Below are 2,287 nucleotides of genomic sequence, written 5' to 3' on the forward strand. Positions count from 1 at the left end.
AAAAAAATCTCTAAAAATTTAATTGGATTTATGCGAACAACAGAAGTAACAGTTAATTCAAATGACGGAAGTTACAATCAGCATTTACATGTTTTACTTTGTGTTGAGCCGACTTATTTTAAAAATAAAGAAAATTATATCGAACAAAATGAATGGATAAAATTTTGGAAACGAGCATTAAAAATAAATTATGAACCTGTTGTTCACGTCAAAGCGATTACTCCGAACAGAAAAAAAGACTCAGCAATTGTGTCGGCGATCAAAGAGACATCAAAATATTCTGTTAAGGAATCGGATTATTTAACAGACGATGAAGAAAAAAATTTAGAAATTATTTCAGACCTGGAAGAAGGACTTTATAAAAAAAGAATGATTGCTTACGGTGGTCTTTTGAAAATAAAACACAAAGAATTAAATTTAGATGATGCTGAAGATGGAAATTTGATTCAGACATCTGACGAAGAAAAAATAAATTCTGAAGAAGAAAAAGCTCACTCGATAATTGCAATTTGGAATTTTGAAAAACAAAATTATTTTTTGAAGCATTGAAAATTTTTCAATGCTTTTTTATATGTACAGCATACGTACAAAAATTCTATACGTACACTATACGTATGCATATACTGTATGTATACGTATTATATGCATAACTATACGTATAGTGTACGTATGAGATAAAGAACATGGTGGCACTATTTTTAAGGGTAAATAACTCGGCACTGCCGAGTTCACCACGTTTTGGCTCTGCCAAAACATCAAAGTGGTGGCATTACCCCTTATGCTCATGTTCTAAAATCATTAAAAATACGCTTATTTTCTATTTTAAGAGCCGTTTTTTGATGCAGGTAGCTTTGAAGCAAAAAATAAATAAGACGTCTCTGTGCGTAAATTTGAGTCGCTGCAAGCTAAAAATTATAATTTATTTTTCAAAAACTAAAAATAAAACGGAAAAGACGTGTAAAAAGTTTGATGAACTTTTATGCCGAGAAAACTTTTCGGAAAGAAAAGACTCCTCATATACACTAAACAAAGTGGGCCCACCAGGGCGTTTTTTGCCTGGTGGCTCATCTTTGGGGAGTGTGAGGGGTCAAAGTTTCTACCGAAAAGGAAATTGGAATAAAGTAATTAGTGTGATGATCCGAATGTGTTTAGTAAAACAACACCAAATATTATTAAAATAATTGAAATAATGCTTATTAAATTTATTTGTTCTTTGAAAATAAGAACTGAAACAATTGTTGTTAATACTAATCCTAAACCTGCCCAACTTGCGTAAGTAATATTAAGTGGTAAATGTTGCATAGTTTTACTCAGAAAATAAAAACAAATAAGGAATGAAATGATTGTTGTTATAGTTGGATATAATTTTGAGAAACCGTCTGAAGATTTTAAAAATGCACTGCCTATTACTTCACTGACTATTGCTAAAAACAAATATAAATATGGCATAGAAATTGCTCCTTTATTAAGTGATATTTATATTTTAATATTTTAGGTGGCTAATTCAATAATAAAAAGACTTGTATTTTTCTAGTGATTTGCGAGGTATTGATTTTTGTGATTTCAAAAATTTTAGGTAGGTTCTGAAACGAGTTGAAAACGAGTTTCTTCTTGTCTTGATACTATTAGAAATAATTCTATTTTTTAAAATCGGGTTTATCCCTTGTGGCTGTAAGCACGAAGTCAGATTTAGCGGTGGAAAGAAAATTTGACATAAAAAAGTCCCCGTTTTATTATTAAGGTGTCGAATCTTAAATAAAATCGGGGGACTTTTTATGCAGATATACAATAGTTTTTATCTTTTAATGCAAAACAACTCACAAAAACGAGGTGTTTTGTAATGCAATCTTATGATACAAGAGAAATTAAAGAAAATCAAGATACTGAAATTTTATGTGATGTTTCAAAAAGTGGGAAAGAACGCCCATGGAAAGAAAAGAAATTAGCGAATGTAACTTACGCTGATTTATTACATGTCTTAAAAATTAAAAAAGCTCATAATGTGCGTAGTTGTGGGCAAGTGCTTGAGTTTAAGCCGACTGATGAAGGTTATTTAAAATTATATAAGACATGGTTTTGTAAATCTAAATTATGTCCTATTTGTAACTGGAGGCGTGCAATGAAAAATAGTTATCAAGCCCAGCGTGTAGTTGAAGAAGTAATTAAAGAAAAACCTAAAGCGAGATGGCTATTTATTACGCTGTCGACAAAAAATGCAGTAGATGGACAGACTTTAAATAAAGCAGTTTCTGAGATGACGAAAGCGTTCGATCGTTTGATGCGATAT

3 protein-coding genes are annotated in these 2,287 nt (G+C 30.9%); 2 read left to right on the plus strand and 1 reads right to left on the minus strand.

Translation table 11 applies throughout. From position 1 onward, the window contains the following. Positions 1-549: protein rep (locus QNJ52_RS11480; protein ID WP_283722648.1), on the plus strand; the 549-nt coding region annotated here is incomplete at its 5' end. Positions 550-1,125: 576 nt separating this feature from the next. On the opposite strand, the gene qacH is transcribed toward QNJ52_RS11480, so the two are convergent. Then, positions 1,126-1,449: a quaternary ammonium compound efflux SMR transporter QacH gene (qacH, locus tag QNJ52_RS11485; protein WP_283722649.1), complete on the minus strand. Its 324-nt coding sequence runs from the start codon at positions 1,447-1,449 to the stop codon at positions 1,126-1,128. Between the two features lie 391 nt (positions 1,450-1,840). Between qacH and QNJ52_RS11490 the strand changes: the two genes are divergently transcribed. After that, positions 1,841-2,287: protein rep (locus QNJ52_RS11490; protein ID WP_283722651.1), on the plus strand; the 447-nt coding region annotated here is incomplete at its 3' end.

It is taken from the genome of Macrococcus sp. S115 (assembly GCF_030067655.1).
GTDB lineage: Bacteria > Bacillota > Bacilli > Staphylococcales > Staphylococcaceae > Macrococcoides > Macrococcoides psychrotolerans.

Bases quoted from the DNA above. Each gene is read 5' to 3' on its own strand.
- qacH (WP_283722649.1), bottom strand. From the start codon at position 1,449: ATGCCATATTTATATTTGTTTTTAGCAATAGTCAGTGAAGTAATAGGC.